Below are 26,575 nucleotides of genomic sequence, written 5' to 3'. Positions count from 1 at the left end.
GTCTCGGCCCGTCTGTCAGGGGGTGTAGGTCGGGTAGAGGCCCCAGTACGTGCCCGGTGCCGCCTTGTACACGTGCGTGTAGTAGCCACCCTGCGTGGTGACCTGGAACTCCATCCCCGCGAACGGGGTGCCGGGAGCGCCGACGAAGTCAGGTCCGCCGCGGACCAGCGGCCGGTTGTCGCCGGTGTGGATGAGCAGCCCGGTGGGCGCGGCGCCGCGGGCCAGCGCCCGCTCGACCGCGTGCCCGTAGGCCATGCGCTGGCCGAACAGGCCCAGCCCGCCCCAGTCGCGCTCGTATGGCTCCATGTACTGCCCGGCCAGGGTGGGGTTCGGGCGCAGCTTGGCGTCGACCAGATCCGTCGCCCCCTGGAACACCTCCTGGACCGGCCGGTCGGGCACCTTCTGCCCGGGCAGGTTGTTCAGGTGGATCTTGCCGTCGCCCTCCCGGCGGTACGGCGGGGGAGTGCCGCCGCCGGAGCCGCCCGAGCCGCCGCCGCCACCCGAGCCGCCGCCGCCGAAGCCGCCGCCTCCGGTGCCGCCGGCCTTGGCGGCGTTCAGCCGGCTGACGCCCGCGCCGACGAACAGCCCCGACATGATCAGGTTGTCCATCCCGTTGCCCAGGTTGATCATCCGGGCGGCCTCCTGCGCGTCGGCGCCCAGCGCGACGGCGGCCATGCCGTACAGCGAACCGGTCAGCGTCGGCTGCTGGATGCCGGCGATGCGGTCACCCAGCTCGATCGCGTCCAGATCCTCGGCGGTGCCGATCCGGCCGCCCGCTCCCATGTAGAGCGTCTTGTCCTCGGGGACGACGATCGGCTCCGGCGGCGGGATCAGCGCGTCGGCCAGCACGCCGTACTCGATCGCGCCGACGCCGTACTTGTCCTGGAAGTCCTGCGGGGACATGTTCTTGATGTCCTTGGCCACGCGCTCCTTCGTGATCGGCTTGTTCGGTGTGATCACGTCCTGCTTGGTGGCTTTGAACGCTATCGCGACCCGGTCGGCCTGGTGCGCGCCGACGTCCACCCACAGCTCGGTCAGCTGCGCCGAGTCGCGCAGCGTCAGGCCGCGGTCCTGGTCGTAGTAGTAGTTCGCGTTCGGGTCCTCGGTCTCCAGCTTCTCGAACCCGGCCGTGCCGCCGGGGTCGGCGCAGGAGACCGGCCGGTTGTGCGCGTACGCCCAGACGTTGATCCCGTCGCCCAGGCCGATCGGGTCCGCCGCCGTCCACCGGCCCAGCCACGGCGCGTAGTAGCGCGCCCCGTGGTAGGCCAGGCCGGTCTCCTCGTCGCGCTCCTTGCCGCCGAACCGGTAGCGCTTCAGGCTAACCTCGGCCCCGGCCGCCCCGGCCTGCAACGCCGTCGTGCCGAACGGGTGGTACTCCTCGTAGGAGATCAGCCCGCCGACCGCGTCCAGCTCCACGCACGCCGAGCCGAGCAGGTCGCCGACCTGGTAGCGCAGCACCGCGGCGGGCGCGGGCACCGCCGCCCCGTCGGCCACCGTCTGCGTCTCCACCAGCGCAACCGGCTGCGCCCCGTCCAGCACGTGCAGGGTCGTGCGCTCCAGCGACACCCGCCCGTCGGTGAACTCGCGGTAGCGCTCGAACCCGGAGGCGTACACGCGCTCGCTGCGCACCACCCCGCCGCGCTCGATGACCTTGCGCACCCGGTTGCCCGCCCCGTCGTAGACGTAGTACGCCACCCCGCCGCCGCCGAGGTCGGCCCGGCGCAGCCGATGTGCGTGATCCCAGCCCAGCGCCAGCGAGTTCACGCCGGTCATGGCCCCGCCGGCGTCCTCGCCGCCGTCGTCGTAGCGGTAGGTCTCGGTGAACCCGCCCAGCGTGCTGCGGGTGAGCCGGTTGCCGTCGCGGCCCGGTTCGAGCAGGCTGGACTCCTCGTACACGTAGTCGCGGACCCAGGTGGTGGTGCCCGCGACGTGCCGCAGCCGGGTCAGGTTGTCCACCGGGTCGTACTCGTAGTGCTCCACGTAGGAGCGCAGCGCCCGCAGGTCGTTGGGGTGCACCCGGGAGCCGGTGAACGGCAGGTCGCGGCGGCCGTCGCCCGGCGGCGGGGCCGGGTCCAGGGCCACCTGCCCCACCTGCTCGCGGCCGGTCGCCGACACCAGCCGGTACGCCGCGTCGTAGGCGTACTCGCGCAGCGGCTCGACCCGCCGGTTGTCGAAGAACACCGACGCCGCCGCCGCGTCGTCGACGCGCAGCAGGTTGCCGACCGGGTCGTAGCCGTAGCGCACGTCCTGCACCACGGACGCGTCGGTGAACAGCAGCGACGCGGCCGTGTCGGCGGTGCCGGGCCGGGTGGTGCGCCGCCGGGCCAGCCGCGCGGTCAGCGGGTCGTACTCCTGCCGGGTGGTCACCCCGTTGCCGTAGGCCAGCTCCACGCGGCGACCCCGCGCGTCGTAGGCGACGCCGCGCAGGTACGCCGTGGCACCGGCCGCGCCGCGGTGGCGCACGTCGACCCGTTCGAGCAGCCCGGCGTCGTTGTAGCCCGGCAGCACCACGCTGCCGTCGGGCGCGGTCACCGAGACGGCCTCGTCGCGCGCGTTGTACGCCGTCGCCGTCGTCATCGGCTCGCCCAGCGCCGGCGGCACGGGCCCGCCCCAGTCCGGATCGGCGGCGTACGCGGTGACCAGGCGGCGGCTGCCGCGCAGCAGGTTGCCCTTGAAGTCGTAGGCCTGCTCCTGCCCCGTCGCCGGATCGGTGTCCAGGTTGGTCACCACGCCGCCGCTGTCGTACTGCTGGTAGACGTGCGTGAGCAGGTTCAGCTCCCGCGCCCGAGCCCGGGTCAGGCCGGTCGCGGGGTCGTCGCCGTAGACGGTGCGCGCCACCGTGATCTCCTGGCCGGGCGGTGCCCCGACCGCGCCCGTGACGTGCCTGCTGACCGGGCGCCGCAGCACGTCGTGCACGCCGCGCGCGGACCGGCCCCGCCCGTCCCAGGAGCGGATCAGGTGTCCCGTGACGTCGCGCAGCTGCCACGACTCGCCCGAGTCGGCCCCGGCCTGGTGGATGAGCCCGCCCAGGGCGTCGTAGGTGAACCGCGCCGCGGTGCGGCCGAGCCCGTCGACGACCGCGCGCTGCAACCCGGCGCCGTCCACGACGCTGCGGGTCACCACGACCTCCTCGATCGTGGCGCCGCCGCGCTCGAACCGGTTGTAGACGACGGTGCGCACGGCCCGCCCGAGCGGATCGACCCGCACCATGCCGGGGGTGTCGGCGTGCGCGGCGGCCTTGCGGGCCGCGTCCTGCTCCGCCGGGCCGAGCTGCCCGGCCGAGCGCCGCTGGTGCCAGGTCCGCCAGTCCGGCGGCTGCGCGGCGAAGTAGGCCGCCACGTGCCCGGCGACGTCGGGATCGGTGCGCGGGTCGCTCAGCACGGTGTCGTTGGCGTCGTAGGTGGCCTGCTGCCACGGGTCGAAGACGACTTTGCCGTAGCCGCCGTCGGGCGACAGCGTGGCGATCACCCGGGCCAGCGGGTCGTAGACGAAGACGGGGCTCACCCCGGTCTCGACCAGCTCCGGTTCGGTCTCGTACAGCGGCGTCGCACTGAAGAACGGCTCGTAGCGGCGTACCGGCTTGGCCTTGTTGTTGAAGACGGTCCGCCCGGTGCCGACCCAGCGCCGCGCCACCTCGCCCGGCACGGGCGCACCGGCGCCGTCGCGGCGCAGCGCCCCGGGCAGCGCGTCCCCGGACGGCGTGACCGCGGCGGCCTCCCGCAGCGGCGCCGGACCGGCCTCCGCCTGGACCTTGCGCTGGATCTCCCGCCCGAACCCGTCGGAGAAGGTCAGGCTGATCCCGATCGGGCTGCTGTTGCCGCCCGGGTCGGCGGCGTGGACCTGCCGGGACAGGCTCACCGCGACCGCGGGCTGCCCGCAGCGGGCGAACCGGTGCACGTCGTACACGGTCCGCGTGGTGGCCTGCCCGAGCATCGCCGCCGCCCCGGCATGCGGGTCGGCGACCAGCGCCCGCAGCGCGGCCGGCGCCGGGTCCGCGTCGAACCCGGTCAGGTCGTCCCCGGCGAGCTGCCCCGCCTTGCCCTGCACGGCCGACGCCGCGACCAGGCCCAGCGCGTCGAACACGACCGCGCGCCGGTTGCCGTTCGGGTCGGTGACCCGCCACGGCCCCAGCACCCGGTAGTCGTTGGCGGCCGTCCACACCTGCCCGGCCGCGTCCTGCGTGGTCGCCACGAGCAGGTCCGCGTCGTCGTAGCCGACGAGCGTGACCTGCCCGAACGGGTCGACGTACTGGCACGGCAGGAAGAAGTGCGCCCGCGCCTGGGCCAGCTCCGCCGCCGCGGTGCCCGCCGGGCCGGCCGGGTCGGCGGCCGGGCTGTACAGCACCCGCCCCGACGGCGCCCAGAAGCCGCCGTCCATCGCGACGTAGCCGCCCTGGTCGCCGCCCCGGCCGGTCAGCACGGCCGGGTCCGGCAGCAGCGGCACCGCCGGGCCGCCACCGGCGGGGGTACGCGCGTACGCCTGCGCGACCAGGCCCTCGGTCAGCGCCAGCGTGTACGTCTCGTACGGCAGCGCCCGCGACTGCACCACGCCCAGCGGCAGCGGGCCGGTCAGGTCGTCCGCGCGGTACACCGTGCGCACCCGGCTCAGCGGGCGCAGCATCGGCACGTCCGGGGGCGCGCCGCGCCAGTCCCACCGCTCCGCCGGCCACAGCCGCTGCGGCACCGGCGCGTCCGCGCCCACCGGGAACAGCTCCTCCACCAGCGCCGCCAGCCGTTCGAAGCGCAGCGGCAGCACCCGGCCGTCCACCAGCTCCGGCTGCGGGCCGCCGACCACCTCGTACGTGGCCGCCTCGACCGGCAGCGCGATCCGGTGCCAGTCGTCGGCGGCGTGGTTGGCCACCCGCGTCGTGCGCAGCAGCAGATGCGTGGCCTGCTGCTCGGGCAGGTCCACCCCGGGCAGCTGCCGCCGCCGGTAGGCGAGCGCCAGCGTGCGCAGCACCGTGCCGTACGCGTCGACCGCCAGCGTCACCGTGTGCGTCATCCGGGGGTCGGCCACCCGCCGCCCGGCCACCTCGACCAGCACCCGCTCGTAGTTGAGGTCCAGCTGCTCGCGCGGGTGCACCGAGAACGCCGCACACCGCAGCTCGGCGCCGCGCTGCAGCAGCTCGACGGTGTAGTTGCGCTCCGACACCGTGTACGGCCGGTCCTGCGCGGGGCCGCCGTCGAGGGCGTACACCTCCTGGCGCAGCACGCTGCCGCGCAGCGCCCGCGCCGCCTCCCGGCACTCCCGGGGGCTCAGCGTCACCGCCGTGCGCCCGGCCGGGCCGAGCAGCGCCGAAGGCAGCACCGTGTCGTCGAGCAGCAGCGCGGCGGCGTCCACCTCGCCCAGCCCCGCCACGCCCTCGCTCCGGTCGCCCTCGCGCCAGTAGTCGCGGGCGTAGCGGCGGGCCAGGCTCGGCCCCTCATACCAGGCGCCGGTGTGATACCAGGTCTTCGTCAGCGCGGGCGGCAGGTCCGAGGCGCGGTCGTGGTTGGACGCCGCCCCGCCCACCGACGGGATGACCACGTCGTCCCACTGCTCGACCATGCCGAAGCCGCGGAACTCGCGCTCGTCGCCGTCGTAATAACCATGGTGGTACGCGTAGCGGCTGGTGAACCGGTTGCCGCTGATCCCGTCGGAGGTCTGCACCTGCGACACCACCTGCACCGGGAACGGCAGCCGGGTCGCCCACGGCCGCCCCTCACGCGCGTCGCGCTGGGCGAACACCGTCGAGGGCGTGTACCGCACGTCGGTGCGCGCGCCGAGGTTGTTCACGATCGCGGCGAGCAGGTGCGGCTTCTCCTCCAGCAGCGGCAGGTGGCGCAGGTGCCGGCCGGAGTCGCCGGGCAGCGGTGACGACCACACCAGACACGCCGTGCCCGTGCCCAGCAGGTCCAGCACCTGCACCTCGGCGACGGTGTCCGTGCCCGGGAAGCCGCCGAGGCGGTGCCCGTCGCTCCAGGAGTTGCCGGACCGGTTGAAGAACAGGCGAGCGCCGTCGGGCGCCAGGTAGACCAGATCGGTCGGGCCGGTGCCGTCCAGGTCGGCCAGCCGCAGCCGGGCGGGGTCGAACCGGTCCGGCGCGGCGAACCGCGGCGCGCCGTCCATCACCACCTTCGCCCCGAACCTGCCGTGTCCCAGGTTCGGCCAGTAGCAGACCTCGCCGTCGCGGATGCGGACCAGGTCGGTCAGGCCGTCGCCGGACATGTCCGCCAGGAACACCGTCTGCGCGGCCTCGGCGAACACCAGCCGCGGCCCGTCGTCGCCGGTCACCGGCACCCGCACCGCCGGGCCGAAGCCGTCCTCGCCCAGCGACGGATACCAGGTGAACGCGTCACCCTCGGCGACCACCACGTCGGCCCGGCCGTCGCCGCTCAGGTCCAGCAGCCGTACCCGCGGATCGTCCAGGTCGACCAGCGACCACGAGCCGAACGGCCGGAACGCGCCCCAGCCCTGCTCGCCGTCGCGCTCCCAGAAACCGCGCACCGCGTCGTCGAGCACCACCAGGTCGGCGCGGCCGTCCCCGGCCAGGTCCAGCCACCGCGCGCCCGCGCCCAGGCTCGCCGCCGGGCGGCGCTCCACTTGCCGCGGCGCGTCGAACGCGGCCCGCTCGGCCAGCGGGCTCACGTTGCGCCGGAACCACCAGCCCGCGCCCTCCTCGGTGAGCAGCCCGGCCACGCCGTCGCCGTCCAGGTCCAGCCAGTGCGCCTCGTGCAGCCCGGCGGGCAGGTGCGCCAGCGACTCCGGGTCCAGCGCGCTGCTCGCCCGCGCGGCCAGCTCTGCCGCGCCGGGCGCCGCCGTGTACGCCAGGTCCAGCGGCGGCATCGGCACCCGCAGGTAGCGGTCCGGGGTCTCGGCGGTCGGCTGTGCCCGGTGACCCGCCGTCTGCACCCGCACCAGCCGCGACACCGCCGGGCTCTCGTCATAGGTCAGCTCGGTCGAGCGCACCAGGCAGTCGGCCCGGCCCAGCTCGCGCGGGAACCGGTGGAACATCAGCACCCGGCGGCACAGCCGGTGCGTGCGGATCTCGAAACCCGACCGGTACGACGACGTCGCGTCCGGCCGCGCCGGCCACGTCCCCGCCGCGGCGGCGCTCGCGCTGACGAACTCGCGCTGGTCGGGGCCGGTCGGCAGGGGAGTGACGTGCCCCTGCCCGTAGTCGAGGACCACCTCGAACAGCCACGCGTCGGCGGGCAGGGCGCGCGGATCGCGCAGGCCCCCGTCGCTCTCGAGGGCGGGCGTGCGGTTGCCGTAGCGGATGGTGCGCAGGTAGCGCCCGGCCGTACGCTGCCGCCCCGCCTCGCTGACCGGGCTCCGGGCCACGTTCGCGGCGTCCTCGGCGGCATAGGAGTAGACGATCGCGTTGCCGGTGTCCTCCTGCGCGTAGGACACCAGCCACGAGTAGATCCGCGTGGGGTCGGCGGGGTCGGCGACCCGGCTGGCCGCGTCCCGGCCGAACACGGTCACCAGGTTCGCGCCGGACACCGTCCGCCAGAACACGTCGGCCGGGTCGGTCAGGCTGCTCCACCGCTCGATGCGGGCGTAAGCCCCCTCGACGCGCGGCCGGTAGCGGCGCACCCGGTAGCCGTCGCGCACCCGCTCGGCGACGACGCCGGTCGCGTCGACCACGGGCACCAGATCCTCGTCCCCAGCCAGCTGGAACGTGTCGGCGTCGGGCCGCTCCCCGTGGCCGTCGCGGTAGGTCGGCACCCCGCGGTCGGTGCGGCGGCTGATCGCCGGTACGGACAGCTGCCAGCCCAGCCCGAACGGGCCGTTGCCCGCGCCGGAGTCGTACGCCAGCGCCAGCTGCGGACCGAGGCCGCCGCGGCCGGGGCTGACCGGCAGCGGGATGCTCAGCGAGGCGGTGCCGGTGACCGGGTTGGCGGCGAAGGACTCGCCCATGCCCCGCACGGCGCCACCGGCGTGGGGCAGGGACAGGGTCGGCGCCGCGGCCGGTGCGGCCGTCGCGGTGCCGCCGTCGCCCGGCAGGGGTGCGCTCACCAGGACCGGCTCCTTCCGACGGGCGGACCCGACGCTGCCGCGGGCCGCAGGACGCAGTCACGATGACGCTGCGATTGTGTCCGCCGCCACGACGAGAGTCGATCTAGAGTCGGATACCTGCTACCGGAAAGGCTGAGCGGTCCACCGGATGGTGGAACGAACCATGGACGGTGCACGCCAATGCACGGCTGCGGGACACCCTCGACGCCGCCCGCTCCGAGACCGGCGTCTCGTGCGAGCGTGTATCTGGTGATCGGCCGGATCGTTGATCACGGCATGAAGCCACGCGCCGTACTCAGGGCCATCGCCCTTGCGGCCATGCCGTTGTTCCTGGCGACGCCCGCCCAGGCAGCCGATCCCGGACCCCGCGAGCAGATCGGGGGACTGGATGTCATCAGCGACCTCCTGCGGCCCGGCAGCGACGACGACATCAAGATCGCCAACGGTGGCCCGGTAGGCCCAGGGCTCAGCGAGCTCGTCGCGATCGCGGAAGGCATCCTGAGGAAGTACGGCATCACAAAGTCGTTCGCGGACATCCAGGACCTCGACGCGGGGATCCTCGCGATCGCCTCCGGCATCCTCAACGTGAACGGCAAGGACGGCGTCATCGGGGCGCCTGGGTGACTGCTCGGCGATTCTTCTCCGGGTACGGCAGTCACGGTTGGGCGCTGACCTGCTGTAGGCGGTTCTGGATGCTTGGCGATGTGATGATGGTGGGCCATCTCGACGCCCTGGTACCAGCTCCCCGCACTTGGTAAGCCTGCGGCTGCCTCCTGTCGGCAGTGGAGCGACACGTCCGGGTGCGGTAGCGCTTGCGACGTGTCGGTTTGGCGTGGGCCAGCCGGGCAGCACCGTCACGTTCACGGGAACGGATGTGGGCGGCGGTGTCTGGTGAGAGCGGCGACTAGCACGGCGACCTATGGGTGTGTTCGCTCACCCGACCAGCGGTGCGCCCGCTGTCAGGCGCTGCGGCCGGCGATCAGGAGAAACTCACCGTCCGCCCGCCGATGGACGGTCAGCGGCTGGTATCCGGCCGCGTCGAGCATCGACGTGAGCTCTTCAGGCGAGCGATGGAGGTACCGCAACAGCTGTACCCGGTAGCCGACGGGTAGCGTGACCCGTCCGGCGACCGTCGCCGGGCGGGTTAGGCGGACCCGCAGGTACCGCTGCCGGGTTGTTTCGTCGAACCCGAACTCCGGCTCGTAGTATTCGCGTGGCACGCCGAGCTGGTCCAGCATCGCGCTGAGGCGCATGGGCAGATCCGCCTCAGCCTCTCCACGTGCGTCAGCCTTGTCCTCGCCGAAGCGGACGATGCGGTTGGCCACCGTATCGGCTCGGACAGTGAAGGCGACGACTCTCGCGATCTGCCGGACATGGCGCAGCACCGCGACCGGATCGGCGAAGTTCAGCAGCGTGCCACCGGTCAGCAGCACCAAGGTCGCCGGTCCCCGCAGATCGGCCAGTGCGTCAGAGGCGAAGTCGCGCCGATGGAACTCCAGCTCCGCGGCGGGCCCAAGCCATGAACGTAGGTTCGTCTGCGCGATCGTGAGCATCTCGGGACTGGTGTCGACGGCCACATACCGTTCGAGCCGTCCGGCCGCTTGCAGCCGCTCCAGCACGCCCCGAACAGGCGCACCATTGCCAGGGCCGAGGTCGACGACGCGTACCGGCCCACGCAGCGGGGCAATCAGATCTTCGTGAGCGTCACGCAGCATGCTCAACGTGGACGTCAGGATGTTGGGGGAACCACCGTCCTCCTGCCACCGGACATAACGGTCCCATGCTGTGGCACCCATGCCGACATACGAGTAGGAGGCGTCGATCTCCCCGGTGGTCGCCAAGCGGGCGGCTATCGCATCCAGATCGGATGGCGTGAATGTCATAGCGGCCATTCTGGGTGGTGCCGGCAACGGGGATTCCGCGCCGTGTAGGCCTGGCCGGGAAGTTTGCCGGCCGCCTCCACACCTACAGCGGACCTGGCGGGATCGGCGACGCCGCTTGCATGAGCAGCTCACCGACCACGCCCGCGACTTCAGCCACCTCGCCGGGCGACCATCCCTGGCGATCTCCGCCCGCGGCTGAACCTGGTCGCTTCCACGGAAGCGCCTGAGCGACCCGGACCGGGCTGGGCAACCGATCGACAAAAGATCCGAACACCGGCCGACTGCATCGAAACGGATCGCTCGTAGCGGGCCGACCAGGTGAAACGAGATTCTTTCGGTGGAAGCACAACGGCCACTTCGCCGTGCCGGACGGGCCTGCGGTTGCGTCCCAGCGGCCCGTAGCCAGCGACTATTCCACTGTGTGACCGTACGGACACCATTCTTTCTGGAGGGAGATCGAGTGAGAGTCACACGCATCCTGGGCACCGTCGCGGCGGCCGTCGCGCTGGTGGCCGGTCCGGGCCTGGCCCAGCCGGCGCACGCGGCAACGGTCACCGTCAGTGGCACGGTCTCCTGCGAGTACGGGCGTGCCGTGGTCGGGGTCTGGGTTCAGGCGAACTCGGGCGGCAGCGGTTTCGCGAGCTGGAGCGCGATTCCGGGGCGGGTCAACGTGGCCAGCTACAGCCGCGCGGTGTCGTCCGGCACGGTCTCGCTGCACATCGGTTGCGGTGGGACCGGCGGCAGCTGGTGGGGCGACAACTGGACCGGTGGCGTCAACGTCGGCGGCAACGCCACGCTGAACGCCCGCTGCTACGAGGCCGCGGGCACCGGTACCCGCTGCAACTGGCCCGCCCGCGGCGCGACCACCGACCGCAACTGGTTCGTCGCCGGCTACTGCACCTGGGGCGCGGCCGACATCTGGCGGTCGCGGACCGGCTCCTACCCGGGCTGGGGCGGTAACGCCCTGGACTGGGACACCAACGCGGCGGCGAAGGGGTGGACCGTCGTGGACACCCCGCGGGCCCGGTCCGTCGTGGTCATGGAGCCGGGTGCGACCACCAGCAGCCTGGGCCATGTCGGCTGGGTGAACCACTACTACCTCTCGGGTGGCACGGTGTATCTCAACATCACCGACATGAACTCCAGCGGGTTCGGGGTGTGGAGCACCTACGACCGTGCCTGGAAGCCGGGGTACATGCGGTTCGTGTTGGCACCGACGCCGTAGCGCGACAGGCCGGTGTGCTCCGGACCGTCGGCTCCGGGGCACACCGTTTCACGCGTACAGCACCGGATGAGCCGGCCTGGCGCGGGCGTCGGGCAACTCGTCCGGCGCTCGACGGGCGTGGGCTGCTGCCGGGTCGCCTCCCGGCAACGCGGCGGCATGAATGATCTCACCTGCGTGACCAGCCCGGACCTATCGTTGAACAGTGACGTACGCCGATGGAGTCTTGGGTAAGGACAGCCCGACCGAACTGGCCCGCCTGCGCGCACTGGAAGCACTGTGCGACCCGATATCCAAGGAACTCATCACAGGCCTGGGCCTGGCACCCGGGTGGCTCTGCGCGGACGTCGGCGCCGGCGCCGGCTCAGTGTCCCGATGGCTGGCCGAGACGGCCAGCGTAGTGGCAACCGACCTGGACACCCGCTTCCTGACCCCCGGCGAACGGCTGACCGTGCTGGTCCACGACGTGACCACCGACCCGGTGCCCGGCGGCCCGTTCGACCTCGTCCACGCGCGCTTCCTGCTAGAGACGCTGCCTGACCCCGAGGCCGCCGTCGGGCGGCTGGTGCAGTGGCTGCGCCCCGGCGGTCACCTGGCGGTGATCGGGGTGGACCTGACGGTGTCGGCGCTGACCCCGCATCCGGAACTGCGGGCGGTGACCGGTGCCCTGCTGGAAGTGTTCCGCGAGCAGATGGGAACCGAGCCGACGTTCGGCCGACGGCTGCCGCCGCTGCTCGCGGCCCACGGCCTGACCGACATCCGGATGGCGGTGCATCCACTGCTGGTCGGTGACGGCGGGCCGGGGGAGAGGGTGATGCGGGCGACGTTCGAGCAGGCCTTCGAAAAGATGGTGACGACCGGGCGGCTGACCGTCGAGCAGGTCGAGGCGGGCAGGGCCTGGTTCGGGCGGCCCGGGCATCTCGACGTCCTCGCGTTGATGCCCGTCGTCTGGGCGCGCCGCCCGGGGCCGTCACCCGATCACGGACGCGATGCTCGACCGGCGGGCCGTCGCGAGTCAGTTTCATGCGCAGACGACACAGGGCCGGGCAGTGACGGCTGAGTCCGGGTCTGGGCTCGTGGGCGGTGGCGCTCGCGCAAAGCCAGCGCGCACGGCGCGTGTGATCAGGACCGCAGGCATGTCCCCTTTGATCCACTACACTGGCGGACCCGTCACACGTGAACGAAGGACGCACATGGCCCGCCCCTACCACCCCGGACCGAAGCAGTTCGTCTTCGCTGCCGGTGATGGCAACGACCAGCAGGTCTCCGTGGGCGACCCGCAGGAGGCCTATGTGGCGTTCTCCGCGTTCTACCGGGGCCGAGAGGCTGACATTTACACCATCAAGGATGAACCGGCGGGGCAGAGTCTGGTGCTCATGCCCGGTGCCGGTGTGATTTCCCGGATCAAGGATGCGGACCAGCCTCGGTCGGAGTACCTCCGGGTCGACAGGGCCAATCGCTACCTTCCGAGCGCGATGCTCTTCTTCGAGAACGGATTCAAGGGCCTCGACCGCTTCGGCCAGTGGTTCGCCGACCTCGCCGACCTCGACGCGTCGCCGGAGACCCGCGGTGCCGCCCGCGCCGCCACGATCACGACGGAGGCGGCGGCGATCGAGGAAGTCGCTCGCATCTGGGCGGATTCGGGCATCGTCGACCCGAGCGACCAGTACTACGTCTTCTTCGACTCGCACGGTGCCGGCGATGACCGTGCCGAACGAGCCGCACTGCTCAAGCTGCTCGAATTCCTCGGTCTCGAACGAGTCGACGCCCCGGCCGGGGCCGCCGACGGCGAAGTCTGGGTGCGCACCGACCCACGCCTCGACGCCGAATTCGCACGATGGTCGTGAACAGATGGCGCGGCGGCTGCGACATCTCCGTGACGCCCGCCGCCGTTCCGAGGCGACCACGTCCAGCCGGTGCCGTTCCGAAGGCCTGACCAATGACAGACATCGTCTTCACGCGCGGCAGCGGCTGGATCCCGAACGTGATCCGCGAGGACGGCGAGCTGAAGCTGATGCTCGCCGCCGGGGCCGACGCCAATCATGATCCCCGCACGTTCACGTTCCCGGTGGGCGAAGCCCACCTTGCGGTGATCCAGGAGGACCTGGCTAGGCACCTGCTGCTGTGGAGTGCGGTCCTTCCGCTGTGCGACGCCGCCGGAACGGGGGGCCTGCTCGACGAGGACGCTGCTGTCGCGCTCCTGGACTCGGTCCTGCTCTCCTCGCCCGCGGACGTGGATGCGCTCTTCCGGCGCATCCGGTGGGACAGAAGCCGACTCGTCGCCCATGGTGCCGACATCGATCTGCTGGAGCGCGGTCAGGTCTGCGGGGCGATGCGCACGGCGACCGAGGGATCGAACGAGAAACGTGCTCAGGAGTATCACGCGAACCGCCGTCGCGCCGAGCGCGGAGTCGTCCTCGGGCCGCTCGACGCCGCGATCCTGAGGTACACGGGCCAGTATCTGCATGGCGCGACGGTGCCGAGGCGAACGCCCGACGCCGTCGACCCCGCGCTGCTGCCCGAGGTCATGCGTGTGATCGCCACCGCGGAGCAGGCGTGCGCCGGGATGCGGATCGGCCTGGATCCGCGACGGGGAAACCGGGCCACGGACAAGCGCGACTGGGACCGGATGGAGTCGACGGTCGACGCGGCCGTGCGCCGTGCATACCCGCGACTCGTCGATGACGCGGTGCGTACGGTGAGCTTCCTGATGTGCTCGGAGGCTGCGGACCGCGCCAGGACCGCACCGGTGGAAGACGACGACGAGGCTGTCGGCGACCACGCCGGCCCCGGTGAGAGTGCGCGAAAGACGGCCCTGTCGTTCACCGATGACAAGGGCGGCGAGAGGAAGTGGCTACGGGACGGTCCTCGCTCTGCCTCCGCCGAGTTCTGGGAGTTCGTCGCCGATCGCTCCGCCGCGGACAACGAAGTGTTCACCATCGAGGACGAGCAGCTGGGCGAAGGGATCCAGCTCCACTTCTACGCGGACTCCATCGCCCGGATCACGACGGAGCGAGCGGGCGAAGCCGGGTCGGATCCGCAGTACCGGGTCGAGTACACCCTGGTCGACGGGATCAGCGGGTACCGGAAACTGGTGAGCGCCTTCGTCCGCGGCGGCTGCGCCGCACTCGAACAGCACGGTCCCTGGATGTCGGACGTCGTCGAGTTCGAACTCGCGCGTCGTCGGCGTGACGCTCGCTAGTCCCAGCGGGAACCCGGGCGGCACCCCGCCGACCGGTCCGTGCCGCCGCGCCCGGCGACCATTCTCCCGGCGGGTTCCCTCCGCGGGCCGTGCCCGTGGCGTCGTGAGGGGCATGGAGGGGCGACGTGACACATGATGAAGCCTGGGTGCCGGCCGGCCCGGGTGCGCCACCCGAGCAGCAGGCGCGGTTCGACGACTTCGTACGGGCCCGCACCGGCGCGCTGTGGCGCACGGCGTACCTGCTCACCGGCGACCGGCATCTCGCCGAGGACCTGCTGCAGACCGCGCTCGAGCGCGCCGCGGTGCGCTGGCGGCGGCTGGACCAGCCCGAGGCGTACGTCCGGCGGGTGCTCTACACCCAGTCGGTGTCCTGGTGGCGCAGCCGGCAGCGGCGGGTGCGCGAGGTGCTGCTCGACGCCGCGCCCGAACCGGCCGGGCCGCCCGGCGACCCCGAGCTGCGGCTGATGCTGGCCCAGGCGCTGCGCCGGCTCACCCCGCGCCAGCGCGCCGTGCTGGTGCTGCGCTTCTACGAGGACTGCTCCGAGACGGAGACGGCCCGCATGCTCGGCGTCGCCGTCGGCACCGTGAAGAGCCAGACCAGGCACGCCCTGCGCCGCCTGCGCGAACTCGCCCCGGAACTCGGCGACCTCATCCCCGATCCGGCCGCCGCGGCCGGCCGCATCCGGCACGACGAGACCCCGGTGGTGACGCGATGAGCCTCGGACAGCACCTGCGTGCCATCGCCGACGAGCAGCCGCAGCCGCCCGTACCCGCGGATCTGTTCCAGCGGTCGCGCCGCCGCGCCCGCACCCGGCGGGTGACCACCGCGGGCCTCGCGCTGGTGGCCATGGCGGGGCTCAGCTCCGCGCTCGGCGCCGGCGGAACAGCGCCGCACCAGTCCGTGGCAGGCCCGGACCTGCTCCGCGACCTGGCCGGACCCGGCCTCGGCGGGCCGCTGGGCTGGCTGCTGCTGGCGGCACTGCTCGGCCTGCTGGCCTGGCGCTGGCGCGCCGCGCCCCGCGCGACGCTGCTCCGGCGGCTCGCACTCACCGCGGTCGCCGGAACGCTGCTGGTGATCGCCGCGCCGCCCGGCGCCGCGCTGTGGGGCGAGCCGCACGGGCAGCGGCCCGGCCTGCCCGACCGGTTCGCCGCGCCGTCGACCTGGACCTGGGTCGCCGAGATACGGCAGTCCCCGCCCGGCCGGGTCGCAATGGTTCTCAGCGGCCCGGACACACACGGCGGGTTCGAGGAGGGCCGGGCCGTGTTCGTCGCCGCGGACGGCGACCGCTACCGGGTGCTCGACGTCTTCAGCGACCCGCTGGACCAGCCCTGGACGTACGAGGTGGGCTTCGGCCGCATCCAGCTGCTGTCCCCGGACGGCCGCTACCTCACGGTGAATCAGGACGTCGTGGACCTCGCCACCGGCGCGGCCCCGCCCGTCGGGCCGCCGCGGCCGCCGGTCGCGTGGTCGGCCGACGGCAGCCGGATCGTGGTCGGCGTCCCCGACGTCGTCGACGGCGGCCAGCGCGCCTGGGAGGTGTGGGACACGCGGTCGCACGTCCTGGCGCGCACCATCACGCTGCCCGCCGGGGCGACCGCCGGTGGTGTCGCGCTCTCGCCCGACGGCGCCCGCGTCGCGGTCGAGGAGGGCGACCGCCTCGCGGTGTACCCGGTCGACGGCGGCGAGCCCGTGCAGTGGCAACTGGCAGGCTGGCGGCTCGGCGACGGCGTCGCCTGGAGCACCGACGGGAGCCTGCTGGCGCTCGTCCGGCGCGACGGCTGCCCCACCTGCTACCACGAAGCCGGGCAGGCGCGCGCGATCCGGATGGTCGATCCGGACACCGGGCAGGTGGTCGCGGGCGGCGAGTTCGCTCCGCTGCCAGCCGGCGCCGAACTGGCGGTGCAGGGCTGGCGCGGGCCCGACCAGCTCGTCGCCCAGGTCGGCGGGGCGGTCGAGGTGTTCACCCGGGGCAGGGCGGCCCCGGCCCGGCTGTTCGACCTGCCCGCGGGCGTCACCCACGTGGAGATCGCCACCGACATGCTGCGCCTGCCGCCGCGCCCGGCCGGACCGGCGACCTACGGGCCGCCGAACCTGTTCTTCTGGTACCTGCTCGCGACGTTCACGGCACCGCTGGCGGCACTGCTGTGCATGGACCTGATCATCCGGCGAGTCGTACGGCGGCAGTCGGCGGCGGCCCGCCCGCCCGGCCCGCCCGCCGAGGGCACCGGCCCGCCCGCCGAGGGCACCGGACCCGGCTGAGGGCGCGGCCGGGCGTCGCAACATGATCGATGATCGTCGTTCTCGGACGGTAGGGGCGACCGGTCGGCGCATGGGACGTGGCGCAGGTGACCGTTTCGGCCGACCGGCAGCGGGCATTTGATCACTGTTCGGGTAAGGAGGAAAGTCCATGTCCCCGCGTTGCTCCAGCCGCCAGGACCTGACGGTGCAGGACCTCGTTCCGTTCGCCGGTCAACGGTCACGGCCGCCGCGCCGGGTGCGGTGCGAACGGCCACGGGGCCACCACGGTGACCACATCGCGTTCGTCCAGCGTACGGGCGGTAGCAGTCATTACGCGTGGTGGCTCAGCTGGTCCCCGGACAGCGGCGCCCGGTGCATGATCGAGCTGGCCTGCAACTGCCCGGCATGCGCCCCGGCCGTCACGTGCCCGCCGGAGGCGCGTCAGCCGCGCGGTGCCGGCGGAGGGTTGGTGCTCGGGTAGCCCCACCAGGGGCGAAAGCCCGGTCACCCAACCCGTCCGCCACCCGGCACGCCGACATCGGGAGCCGGACCGGACCGGTCTCAATCGGCGGCGGCCCTCATCGCCGGCACGGCAGGGTCCGCTTCAGCGGCGAGCTGACTCAACTCGGGATCGTCGACCGGATGGTCGATCGCATAGCCGGGCGGAGGCAGGGGAGTGCGCAGCTCGGCGATCACGGCCTTGATCGTGGCGGCGATCGGGATGGCCATCAGCGCGCCGATGAGACCCAGCAGCGCCGCGCCGACGAGGCCGGCGAGCAGGACGGCCAGTGACGGCATGTCCAGGCTGCGTCGCATCATCCGCGGCACGATCCAGTAGTTCTCCAGCTGCTGGTAGGCCAGCAGCCACAGCACGATCGCGATCGCGGCCGGCCAGAGCCCGGCGGCCATCGCGGCGACGGTGCCGCAGACCGCCATACCCAGGGTGGCCCCGACTAGCGGGATGAGATCGGTGATCGCGACGATCAGTGCGAGCGGGAGCGCGAACGGGACGTCGAAGATCATCAGGCCCAGGTAGGCGACGGCGCCGGCGATCAGCGAGATTACGGCATTGCCGATCATGTAGGTGCCGACCTTGTCGACGGCCGTGTCGACGATGCGGCGCACCCGCTCCCGGTGCCGGTCGGGTGCGATGAGCTGGGCCCGGCGCCGCAGCCGCGGCATGTCGGCGAGGAAGTACAGCGACAGGACCAGGACCGTGACCGCGGTGGCCAGGCCTTCCAGGAACGTCTGGAACATGCTGAGCAGGTTCGTGGCGATCCAGGCCGGCACGGACGCCGCGAGTTCGTTGAGCCGGTCGTCCAGCCCGTAGCGGGTGCTGAGGTCACGGAAGAGGGGCGAGCGCTCGTCGAGGCCGGCGATGTAGCCGGGCAGATCCCGGACCAGGTTGCCCGCCTGGCTGACCAGGGACGGCCCGACGCCGATCACCAGCGCCGCCAGCGAGCCCACCACGATGACGAGGATCATGGCGACCGCGTACGGCCGGCGAACGCGGTGCCGGACCAGCCAGCGCACCGCGGGGTCGAGGCTGACCGCCACGAACAGGGACACCAGCACCAGCGCAAGCACGCCGCGCACGGTCCACAGCGCCACCAGAACCAACCCGACCAGGGCAAGGCCGCACGCACCTGCCGCCGCCCAGCGGAAGACCTCGCCGGCGGTCACCCGTCCGCTTCTCACGGCCTGCGGATGCCCACGCTCCGTGCAGGCAAACCTTCGCTGAGGCAACGCCGAGCGGCTCGACGCCCGCGTCCCACGACGACCCCGTGCCGAGCACCGGCTCGCCCGCCGCTCGGCTGATCGACGTATTGACGTGCGTACCGTGAACTGACTTTGATGACCTCCTACGCGGACACCGCGCGACGTGGCGCACCGTCCCGGCAGGAAGGTCGACGCCTGTGGCCCATCCCTCGCAGCGGCGGATCGTCATCGCCGCGGCCGTGCTCGCCGCCACCGTGCTCGCCCTGGCCGTCGCGTGGGGGCGGGCGGGCGGCCGGGCCGAGGCCGCCGGGGGCGAGGGCTGGGTCGGCACCTGGTCCGCGGCGCAGGCCCCCGCGGGCGGCGGCATCGCGGGCAAGGGCTTCACCAATCAGACGGTACGGATGACCGTGCGCACGTCCGTCGGCGGCGACGAGCTGCGGGTACGGCTGTCGAACACGTTCGGGACGCAGGCGCTGACGATCGGGCGGGCCACGGTCGCGCTGCCGGTCGCCAACGACACCCCGCAGATCCAGCCCACCACCCTGCGCGAGCTGACCTTCGACGGCCGCCAGCAGGTGACCGTGCCCAAGGGCGGCCAGGTGCTCAGCGACCCGCTGCCGATGGCGGTGGGCCCGTTGCAGGAGCTGACCGTCAGCGTGTTCCTGCCCGTGGCGACCGGCCCGGTGACGTTCCAGTTCAACGCCCGCGAGCCGGCCTACATCGGCGCGGGCGACCAGGCGGCCAAGGCCGAGTACACCGTGGCCGACAGCCGCAACTACTGGTTCTTCCTCAGCGGCGTGGACGTGCGCACCCGGCACGCGGCCGGGGCGGTGGCCGTCATCGGCGACTCGCTGGTCGCCGGCAACGGGTCCACGCTCGGCCTGCACCGGCGCTGGACCGACTACCTGGCGGCCCGGCTGCGCGACGAGCCCGGCGAGGCCGACCCCGGCATCCTCAACCAGGGCCTGGCGGGCAACGCGCTGACCCACGACGGCAGCGAGATCGGCTTCCCGGAGCTGGGCGTCAACGGGCTGGCCCGGTTCCTGCGCGACGGCCCCGGGCAGACCGGCGTGCACACCGTGGTCGTGGCGCTGGGCGTCAACGACATCCAGATCTACGACGATTCCCCCGAGCGCATCATCTTCGGGCTGCGCCAGCTCGCCGCCCAGGCCCGCCAGCTCGGCCTGCGGGTGCTGGTGTGCACGGTCGCGCCCTTCCAGGGGTTCAGTTCGTGGACGCCGGGCAAGGAGAACACCCGGCTGGCGGTGAACGCGTACATCCGCGACAGCGACCTGTTCGACGAGGTGCTCGACCTCGACGCGGTGCTGCGGGACCCGGACGGGACGGGAAAGCTGAAGCCGGCCTTCGACAGCGGCGACCACATCCATCCCAACGACGCGGGCAACGAGGCGATCGCCGACGCCGTCGCGCTGGAGTGGCTGCTCGACTCGTAATCAATCGAGATATCTACGTGCTTGACACTTCATTGCGTGCGCAGGAAGCTGGGTTCAAGCACGTCAGGCAATCCTTCGGAAGGTGGTGTTCACCATGTCCGCATTGGAGTTCGCTCTCGAGTACGCGCTGGAGTTCGCGCTCGAGTAGGCCGTTCCCGGCCTCTGACGCAAGCGGCGGCGGCGCATCCCGGTCACCCGGGGTGCGCCGCCGCTGTCTGTGCCCCGGCCGGCCCGGCAGGGGGCGCGGTGGCGGCTGAGTCGAGGGCGTACAGGCGGGCCTCGGCGGCGGCGAGCTGGGCGCGGAGGCGTTCGGCCTCGGCACGGGCCTGGTCACGGTCGCCGGTGACGATGTGCTCGGCGGCGGCGTACGCCTCGGGCAGGTCGAGCCCGGCCACCGTGCGCAGCGCGTCGGCGGCGTCGAGGTCGCGGGGCGGGCCCAGGCCGGTGCGGCCCCTGGCGGCGGCGAGCCGCCACGTGCCGTCGGCGTAGGCGAGGGTGACGGTCAGCGGCGGCACGGGTTCGGGCAGGGCGAACGCGGTGGTGGTGTGGTCGAGTTCGCGCCAGGTGCGGTAACCGAACACGGGGCTGAGGGTGGCCGCGAGCAGCAGCAGGCCGCAGACGAGCAGGCCCGCCGTGAGCCCCGCGCTCTGCGCCAGCCAGCCGCCGAGCAGGCTCCCGACCGGCAGCCCGGCGTACGCGAACGCCGCCGCCAGCCCGAACACCCGCGCCTGGTACGCGACCGGCACCCGCTGGTACAGCACCGCGCCGATGATCGGGTTCACGGCGGCCAGGCCGACGCCGGACAGGAACAGCACGGCGACCACGGTCGGCAGGTCGTCGGTGAACGCCAGCACCAGCAGCCGGGGAGCGCCGCCCACCAGGTAGCCCGCGGTGAGGGTGAGGTAGCGGGGCAGGCGCTTGGCCATCGCGGTGAAGGCGAGGTTGCCCACGACCGCGCCCAGCGCGAACGAGCCGAACACGACCCCGAGCCCGGCCGGGGTGCCCAGCTGCCGGCTCACCCACAGCGGCACGAACACGACCTGGTGTGCCTGCGTGGCCAGGTTGCTGACGAACAGCATCACCAGCACCCCGAGGATCAGCCGGTCGTGCCGCAGGTACCCGAACCCGCCGCGCAGCGACTCCAGGTAGGACTCCGGCGGGGCGGGCGAGGACGCGGGCAGCGAGCCGGGCAGGCGTACCAGCGCCGCGACGAGCAGGCCGGAGACGGCGAAGGTGATCGCGTCGACGCCCATCACCGTCAGCGGGTCGGTCCAGGCGATGAGCAGGCCGCCGACCGGTGCGCCGATCAGCGTGGTGAGGCGGCCGATGCCGTCGTACACGGCGGTGACGCGGGTGGTGTCCGCCCCTGCCAGTTCGATCATCGGGCGCAGCAGCACCGCGCGCGAGCGGTCGGACAGGCCGCGCAGGCCGCCCGCGACGGCGACCAGCACCAGCAGCGCGCCGCAGCCGAGGTCGCGGTAGCCGAGCACGATGCCGACCAGGGCCAGCGCGCTGAGCAGGTCGGTGTCGACGGTGGTGCGCCACGCGCCGAGCCGGTCGATCCACGGCGCGCCGAGCACGCCGGCGGCGACGTACGGCACCATCTCGGCGGCGGCGACCAGACCCATCATGGTGGGGCTGCCGGTGTCCGCGAGCACCAGCCAGGGCAGCGCCACGAAGGTCATCTTCGTGCCGACCTGCGAGACGGTCTCGGCGGTGAGGACGGCGACCAGCCCGCCGCGCCGCCGCGAGCGGCCCTCGGGCGGGCCGCCGGCGGCCTCACCGCCGGGCGTCACGCTGCCGGAGGCGACGCCGCCTGACGTCGCCCCGCCGGACGTCGCCCCGTCGGGCGTACCGGAGTGGGGCGCCGACCCGTCGGAGGTCACGCGGCGGCCGGGGCGGCGGCGAGCCACCGCGCCCGCAGCGCCTTCTTGTCGACCTTGCCCATCGCGGTGAGCGGCAGCGCGTCGACGAACGCGACCGTGCGCGGCGCCCACATCTCGTTGAGCTCGCCGATGACGAAGTCGCGGACCTCCTCGGCGGTGATGTCCGCGCCGGGTTCGGCGACGACGTACGCGTGCACCGCCTCACCGGTGTCGTCGGCCGGGACGCCGATCACCGCCGCCGCGCGGACCTGCGGGTGCGCGGCGAGCGCGTCCTCGACGGGGCGGCTGTAGATGTTCGTGGAGCCGTACCCGGTGATGATCATGTCTTTGGCGCGGTCGACCAGGAACAGGTAGCCGTCGGCGTCCAGCCGGCCGATGTCGCCGGTGCGCAGCCAGCCGTCGACGATCGTCTCAGCGGTGAGTTCGGGCTGGCCGTGGTAGCCGTCCATCATCAGGCTGCCCTTGATCCACACGTCGCCGGTGCCGCCCGCGGGCAGCACCGTGCCGTCGGAATCGCGGATCTCGACGCGCATGTCGCCGTAGGGCAGGCCGCACGAGCCGAGCCGCTCGGGATGCGCCGGGTCGAGCGTGAGATTCGGCTGGGCGGTGATGAAGGGCGCCTCGGTCATGCCGTACACCGGGCGCAGCACCGGGCCGAACCGGGCAACGGCCTGGGCCAGCCGGACGGGCGCGGCCGCGCTGCCGCCGCACGAGATCATCTGGAGGCTGCTGGTGTCGCAGGCGTCCAGGCGCGGATCGTCGAGGAACTGGTAGAGCAGCGGCGGCGGCAGCAGGATGCTGGTGATCCGGTCCTGCTCGACGGCGTCGAGGAACGCCTGCGCCTCGAATTTGTCGTGCATCACCAGGGTGCCGCCGGTGAACAGCGTCATCAGCACCGGCACCTGAGCGCTGACGTGCCAGAACGCCGACACCGCGAGGTGGCGCAGCCGATGGCCGCCGGTGGCGGTCCAGTGGTCGGAGAACAGGGCCAGGGTCTGGAAGAACGCATGCCGGTGCAGCACCAGCTTCGGGGTGCCGGTGGTGCCGCCGGTCTGGAACAGCGAGTGCGGCTCGGCGCCCGGCCCGTCGCGGCCGATCGGCGCGGCGTCGGCGGGCTCCCGCGCGAGCAGGTCCGGGCCGAGGCCGCCCGGCCCCAGGCACAGCACGGACACGTGCGGCACCTCGGCCAGCAGCTCGCGGCCCAGCTCGTCGTGGGTGCGGGCGTCGTACACGAACACGTCGGCCTCGGCCAGGCGCAGGAACTCGACCCGGTGCCGGTGCGGGGCGGACGGGATCATCCACACCGAACGGCAGCCCAGCAGGTGCAGCGCCAGCTGCAGGAAGATCGCCTCGCAGGGGTTGCCGACCAGCACCGCCACCGAGGTGCCCGCCCGCACACCCTGCTCGTGCAAGGCCGTGGCCATGGTCAGCACGGCCGTGCGCAGCTCGTGATAGGTCAGGGTGCGGCCCGGGGCCCGGATCGCCTCGGCGTCGCCGTATGCGGCGAACGAGTCCAGCGCACGCCACACGTAACTACGGACACCGTCGTCCACAGCCGAGCCCCCTCCGCCTGGTCAGAAGCGTCACAGTAGCGGCGCACGGCTCGCTACGTCCAGATCCATCGATACGATGCCGGGCCGCCGACCGGATGATCGGCCGCCGCCGTCCCGGAAGCGGACAGGTACACCGGTGCGCTGCGAGAGCTGCCTGATGGTGAGGCGGTGGTTCACGAGAGAAGTCTCGACCTTCCAGCAGATGAAGGGTCAAGCCTATTCGCCGGAGGGGAGCCGACCTGCTCCAAGAACACGCGGAGTTCGCAGTCCCGCCGGCAGGCATCACGGCACTACGCACGCTGCGCGCCGCCGGCCTGCTGGCGGCTTCCCGGCCACGAAGCCAGCGGGCGGAGCGCGAGCAACGCCGCGAGCAGCCGCACCCCACCGGCGATCAGCCACGGCGCGGCCAGCCCCCACCATCCGGCGACGAACCCGCCGAGCAGCGCGCCGACGGGCTGGGTGCCCCACGCCAGGAGCAGGCCGACGCTGCTCACCCGGCCCATGAGCGCGGCCGGCACCGTCCGCTGCCGCACCGACGACGACGCCACGTTCCACAGCGACGCGCAGAACGACGTGACGCTCGCGAGCAGGGTCAGCGTCAGGACGTCCTGGGCGAACAGCCCGAGAGCGATCATCGCCACCGGCGTTGCGAAGATCGTGACGGTGACCGTCCGCCGGCCGCCGAGCGTGCCGACGATCCGGTCGCTGAGCAGGCTGCCCAGCACCCCGCCGACCCCGGTCAGCGCGACCACGACGCCGTACGCGGCGTCGCTCACGCCCAGTCGTTCCCGCGCGAACAGCACGAAGGTCGCCATGGCCATGAAGTTCGCCAGGTTCGCCACTCCCGACAGCAGCGACAACGTGCGCAACAACCGGTTCGAACCCAGCCACCGCACGCCCTCACCGATCTCCACGCGCAGGGTGCGCCGGTGACCGGGTGTGGTGGGCGTCCGGATACGCCACGCCAGCGCAGCGGACACGGCGAACGTCGAGGCGCACCACCACAGCGGCAGCGAGGCCGCCAGCGAGAACAGCAACGCCCCCAGCGGCGGCCCCAGGAACATGCGGTTGGCGAACACCGTCGCGTTCTGCCTGCCGTTGGCCCTCTCCAGATCCCGGGCGCCGACGACCGCCGGCACCAGTTTCTGCGCCGACACCTTCACCATCGTCTCGGCCAGCCCCACGGCGAACGCCGCGGCGTACAAGACGGCGACCCCGCACACGGCGGTCAGGGTCGCGGCAGCCAGCGCGCCGAGCAGCAGCGCCTGAGCCACCTGGAATCGGGCCATCGTCCGGCGGGCGTCCCACCGGTCGGCGAGCGCACCGGCCGGCAGCGCGGCCAGCAGCCAGGGCAGCGTTCCCCAGGCGGTCACCCCGGCGATCAGCCTGGGATCCGCGGTCATCGAAGCGGCCAGCAGCGGCAACACGGCGAGGAACGCTCCGTCGCCGATCGTCGATACGGCGCTCGCCGTCCACAGCAGATGCCAGTCCCGGCGCGGGCGGCGCGAGGCGTTCGGCACGGTGTCGGTCATGGTCATGTCCGGGATGCTGCGCCCACCGGCCCGGCCGCGGCCATCATTTAGCCCAGGCTAAATTGTCGTCGTGGCGGTGCGGATCTCCCTGGCCGGGCTGGAGCTGGCCCGTGTGCGCTTCGCCGTCTCTCCCGCGTACGAGACGGTCATGGCGCTCGCGGCGATACAGCGGCCAGGCGTCCACGCCGTACACCTGCCGTGGGTCAGCTGGGCACGACCACGCCTGCCCGACACCCCGGGTCTGCGGCTCCTGCTCGACCTGACCGGCGACGACAGGGCCAAGCCGGGCTTCCTCATCCCGCCGCCGGACACCCGCCTGCCCACGCTGGCGGGCGAGCTGCGCCGTATCAGAGCTGTCGCCCCCGCTCGAGTACGTGAGGAGCTGACCACGCTGACGGTGCACACCTCCAGGACCCGCCGTCTGGCCGACCACCCGTCCGCCGGCCTGCGCGAGCTCGCCGAGGCGATCGCCTGCTGCCACCGCGAGCTCATCGCCCCGCACTGGACCCGGATGGTGCGGCTGCTGGAAGCCGATATCACCCACCGGGCCGGGTTGCTCGCGGCCGGGGGACTGGAGCGGCTGTTCACCGATCTGCATGACGAAGTGCTCTTCGACGGCGGCGAACTGGTGGTGCACCGTACCCGGCCGCCGCTGGACGCCGAACCCGTCAGCTTGCACGGCAACGGGCTGGTCCTGTGCCCCAGCGTCTTCTGCTGGCCCCGGGTCACCGCCGCGACACGACCGGTCGCGGCCGGCACGCTCCGCTACCCTGCGCGGGGAGTGGTGACCCTGTGGGAGCGGCCGGCACCGGTCTCCGACGCCCTGGCCACGTTGCTGGGCCGCACCCGGGCGCAGATCTTGGTCAGTCTGGCTCAGCCCGCGACGACCGCAGACCTGGCCGGCCGGCTGGACGTGACGGCTGGCGCGGTTTCACAGCATCTGGGTGTGCTGCGTGCATGCGGGCTGGTCAGCACGAGCCGATCCGGCCGTACGGTGCTGCACCTGCGGACCGATCGCGGCGACCACCTTCTGGGCTGATGCCTACCGCGCCGGATTACCGGGGCGGGGCCGTTCCTCCCGGGGGGCCGCGGTCCCGGGTCCTCAAGAGAGCCGGATGCTCAGCTGGGTGCCGAGTTCATGGAAGCCGAGCGCCCGTGCCACCCGACGCGACGGTTCGGGACGGGCCCGCCATTGCGGCAGAAGGCCGCCGGTCAGGGCGTCAGCCACCGCCGTGCCCGCGACGAGGCGGGCAAGCCCGCGCCCACGCTGACGCGGCGCGGTCAGTACGCAGACATGCGCCGCCTGACCCGGCCAGCGCCGGTAGCCGGCCGCCGCCAGGACCTGTCTCCCGCCGCGCACCACGAAGGCGGGCGAGGTGATCTCTGCGAGCCCGCACTCGTCGGCGTCGTCCGGAGGAACCGAGGCGAGGAATGCCGCGAGATCAGCATGGCTCGCGGGGATGACGTCGACCACGCCGGGTTCGGTTGGGCGGAAGCTGCGCTGGTCACAGTAGGCCAGGGTCGCCGGACCCAGCAGCTCGGCGACAGGCAGGGCGTCGTACACCCGGTCAGGGTGGGTCAACGTGGCGACCGGTGCTCCGCCCAGCCGCTCCCGTACCAGCGCACCGGTGCGCTCCGCGGGAACGGTGATGATCGCGGCGTTGCCCAGCGTGACGATCCCGACCCAGCCGGGCGGACACAGCAGCGACCTCTCCGAGACCACCACCTGCATGCCCTCGGCGGGGAAGGTGACAGGGACGCCGGCCAGCTCAAGCCAGACCCGCTGCGCCCGCGTGATCAAGAAGTCATCGGCCATGATCGCATCCTGATGGTTGCCGAGCACGCTCGCCACCGAGTTGCGGCTGAAGATCCCCGTTTCAAGGC

Annotated in this window: 16 protein-coding genes; 9 read left to right on the top strand and 7 right to left on the bottom strand. The window is 72.9% G+C overall.

Annotation, left to right across the window (positions count from 1 at the left end):
- Window positions 1-15: 15 nt before the first annotated feature.
- Window positions 16-8,001 carry a SpvB/TcaC N-terminal domain-containing protein gene (locus Cba03nite_RS14865; protein ID WP_203746171.1) on the bottom strand — a complete coding sequence of 2,662 codons (7,986 nt, stop codon included), beginning with the start codon at window positions 7,999-8,001 and terminating at the stop codon, window positions 16-18.
- A 240-nt stretch (window positions 8,002-8,241) separates the two neighbouring features.
- Here Cba03nite_RS14865 and Cba03nite_RS14860 point away from each other — a divergent pair, with 240 nt between their 5' ends.
- Window positions 8,242-8,625: a hypothetical protein gene (locus tag Cba03nite_RS14860; protein WP_203746169.1), complete on the top strand. Its 384-nt coding sequence runs from the start codon at window positions 8,242-8,244 to the stop codon at window positions 8,623-8,625.
- Window positions 8,626-8,960: 335 nt separating this feature from the next.
- Here Cba03nite_RS14860 and Cba03nite_RS14855 read toward each other — a convergent pair whose 3' ends face one another.
- Window positions 8,961-9,884, bottom strand: a complete 924-nt coding sequence (locus Cba03nite_RS14855; protein WP_203746168.1) for a class I SAM-dependent methyltransferase — start codon at window positions 9,882-9,884, stop codon at window positions 8,961-8,963.
- 460 nt (window positions 9,885-10,344) lie between these two features.
- Between Cba03nite_RS14855 and Cba03nite_RS14850 the strand changes: the two genes are divergently transcribed.
- The 6 genes from Cba03nite_RS14850 (at window position 10,345) to Cba03nite_RS14825 (ending at window position 16,568) form a co-directional block, all read left to right on the top strand.
- Window positions 10,345-11,109 (top strand): CHAP domain-containing protein, encoded by a 765-nt coding sequence (locus Cba03nite_RS14850; RefSeq protein WP_203746167.1) that lies wholly within the window; start codon window positions 10,345-10,347, stop codon window positions 11,107-11,109.
- Between the two features lie 202 nt (window positions 11,110-11,311).
- Window positions 11,312-12,166: a class I SAM-dependent methyltransferase gene (locus Cba03nite_RS14845; protein ID WP_203746166.1), complete on the top strand. Its 855-nt coding sequence runs from the start codon at window positions 11,312-11,314 to the stop codon at window positions 12,164-12,166.
- Window positions 12,167-12,299: 133 nt separating this feature from the next.
- Entirely contained in the window at window positions 12,300-12,953 is a 654-nt protein-coding gene (locus Cba03nite_RS14840; protein ID WP_203746165.1) for a DUF6357 family protein, read from the top strand.
- A 92-nt stretch (window positions 12,954-13,045) separates the two neighbouring features.
- Entirely contained in the window at window positions 13,046-14,308 is a 1,263-nt protein-coding gene (locus Cba03nite_RS14835) for a DUF6357 family protein (protein ID WP_203746164.1), read from the top strand.
- 146 nt (window positions 14,309-14,454) lie between these two features.
- Window positions 14,455-15,024 (top strand): SigE family RNA polymerase sigma factor, encoded by a 570-nt coding sequence (locus tag Cba03nite_RS14830; RefSeq protein ID WP_203746216.1) that lies wholly within the window; start codon window positions 14,455-14,457, stop codon window positions 15,022-15,024.
- The gene (locus Cba03nite_RS14825; RefSeq protein WP_203746163.1) at window positions 15,021-16,568 is read left to right on the top strand and encodes a WD40 repeat domain-containing protein; all 1,548 of its coding nucleotides are present in this window, start codon (window positions 15,021-15,023) and stop codon (window positions 16,566-16,568) included. Before Cba03nite_RS14830 ends, Cba03nite_RS14825 begins: the two co-directional genes overlap by 4 nt.
- A gap of 540 nt (window positions 16,569-17,108) precedes the next feature.
- On the opposite strand, the gene Cba03nite_RS14820 is transcribed toward Cba03nite_RS14825, so the two are convergent.
- Complete coding sequence (locus Cba03nite_RS14820; RefSeq protein WP_203746162.1) at window positions 17,109-18,230, bottom strand: AI-2E family transporter; 1,122 nt, start codon at window positions 18,228-18,230, stop codon at window positions 17,109-17,111.
- 233 nt (window positions 18,231-18,463) lie between these two features.
- Between Cba03nite_RS14820 and Cba03nite_RS14815 the strand changes: the two genes are divergently transcribed.
- A complete protein-coding gene (locus Cba03nite_RS14815; RefSeq protein ID WP_203746160.1) occupies window positions 18,464-19,720 on the top strand; it encodes a GDSL-type esterase/lipase family protein in 1,257 nt (418 codons plus the stop codon).
- Window positions 19,721-19,911: 191 nt separating this feature from the next.
- Here Cba03nite_RS14815 and Cba03nite_RS14810 read toward each other — a convergent pair whose 3' ends face one another.
- From Cba03nite_RS14810 to Cba03nite_RS14800, 3 genes are all read right to left on the bottom strand, one after another.
- A complete protein-coding gene (locus Cba03nite_RS14810) occupies window positions 19,912-21,633 on the bottom strand; it encodes an MFS transporter (RefSeq protein WP_239125740.1) in 1,722 nt (573 codons plus the stop codon).
- Window positions 21,603-23,159: an AMP-binding protein gene (locus Cba03nite_RS14805; RefSeq protein ID WP_203746158.1), complete on the bottom strand. Its 1,557-nt coding sequence runs from the start codon at window positions 23,157-23,159 to the stop codon at window positions 21,603-21,605. The genes Cba03nite_RS14810 and Cba03nite_RS14805 overlap by 31 nt, the downstream gene beginning before the upstream one ends.
- Window positions 23,160-23,449: 290 nt before the next feature.
- Window positions 23,450-24,697 (bottom strand): MFS transporter, encoded by a 1,248-nt coding sequence (locus tag Cba03nite_RS14800; protein ID WP_203746156.1) that lies wholly within the window; start codon window positions 24,695-24,697, stop codon window positions 23,450-23,452.
- 64 nt (window positions 24,698-24,761) lie between these two features.
- On the opposite strand from Cba03nite_RS14800, the gene Cba03nite_RS14795 reads away from it, so the two are divergent.
- On the top strand, window positions 24,762-25,730 hold the full coding sequence (locus tag Cba03nite_RS14795; protein ID WP_203746154.1) for an ArsR/SmtB family transcription factor: 969 nt from the start codon (window positions 24,762-24,764) through the stop codon (window positions 25,728-25,730).
- A gap of 63 nt (window positions 25,731-25,793) precedes the next feature.
- Here Cba03nite_RS14795 and Cba03nite_RS14790 read toward each other — a convergent pair whose 3' ends face one another.
- The gene (locus Cba03nite_RS14790; RefSeq protein ID WP_203746152.1) at window positions 25,794-26,543 is read right to left on the bottom strand and encodes a GNAT family N-acetyltransferase; all 750 of its coding nucleotides are present in this window, start codon (window positions 26,541-26,543) and stop codon (window positions 25,794-25,796) included.
- Window positions 26,544-26,575 lie beyond the last annotated feature (32 nt).

Origin of the sequence: Catellatospora bangladeshensis, assembly GCF_016862575.1 — a bacterium.
GTDB classification, from domain to species: Bacteria; Actinomycetota; Actinomycetes; order Mycobacteriales; family Micromonosporaceae; genus Catellatospora; species Catellatospora bangladeshensis.
Note: the sequence above shows the minus strand (reverse complement) of the source record. Positions and strands in the feature narration are given on the sequence as shown.